2 protein-coding genes are annotated in these 1,011 nt (G+C 22.3%); both read left to right on the top strand.

Features of this window, described 5'->3' with window-relative positions; translation table 11 throughout:
- Positions 1-735, top strand: a 735-nt coding sequence (locus tag BT993_RS07370) for a transposase (RefSeq protein WP_167359435.1), incomplete at its 5' end; no start/stop codon positions are given.
- On the top strand, positions 723-1,011 hold a 289-nt coding region (locus BT993_RS07605), incomplete at its 3' end, for a transposase (protein WP_143604314.1). The genes BT993_RS07370 and BT993_RS07605, both read left to right, overlap by 13 nt.

Raw genomic sequence — 1,011 nt, 5'->3', positions numbered from 1 at the left:
AAACATATCTCTTTTGATAAAAATTCTCCCGTGGTTATTCTTAACGAACTAGCTAAGGAACTAGTCTTTAATAATAAATCGAAAGTAAATAATCACAATAAAGGTAGAAAACATAAAAACTCTCTTGATGTTATGTTTAAAATTATTCTTCTTTCTTCTTTTTATTCTGAATTAGAACTTAGAAAAATTATTAGAAACTGTAATGAAAATATTAACTTCATATATATTCTTAATGGGCAAGAAGCTCCTAAGCTAACTAGATTACAAAACTTCATCATAAAATATAGAGAAGATATAATAGATTTACATTATCAATTCATTAACCTTTTAAAAAAGAAAGAATATATAAATCTAAATGAAGTATTTATTGATGGTACTAAAATAGAGAGCTTTTCAAATAAATATAAATTTGTTTGGAAAGGAACAGTAAAATATTATTACAATAATAATATTAAGAAAATAGAAAGAATACTTTTAGATTATCTTACATTAAAAGAAAAAGACTTAAACTTATCAAAGATAGTTCCAGAAGAAGAGATAAAGATAATGTTAAAAGAATATGATAGTATAAAGAGAATAGATAAGTTAAACTTAAAACAAAAGATACTTAAATCTTTATCTATAGAATTAATAAATATATTAGGTAAACAAGAAGAATATTTAAAACATTTTGAGATACTTGGTAATAGGAATAGTTATTCTAAGACAGATAAAAATGCAACATTGTACAATTAGCAGTTAATAGTAATTACATAATAGATTTTAATATATTTCAAAATCCTACAGATTTTAAGACATTACCTTTCTTTATTAAAAGACTTGAAGATAATGGATATAGATTTAGGAATGTAGTAGCAGATGCAGGATATGAGAGTTATGCTAATTTAAAGTATTTAAATGATAATTGCTATGTATCATATATAAAGCCACAAAGATATGAGATAGATAAGAAGAGGAAGAATAAGAATAATATAAGGAATATTATTAATTTAACATATATAGAAGAAAGAA

It is taken from the genome of Streptobacillus ratti, from assembly GCF_001891165.1.
Classification (GTDB): Bacteria; Fusobacteriota; Fusobacteriia; order Fusobacteriales; family Leptotrichiaceae; genus Streptobacillus; species Streptobacillus ratti.
The sequence above is the reverse complement of the archived record's forward strand: the minus strand, read 5'-3'. Positions and strand labels throughout refer to the sequence as shown.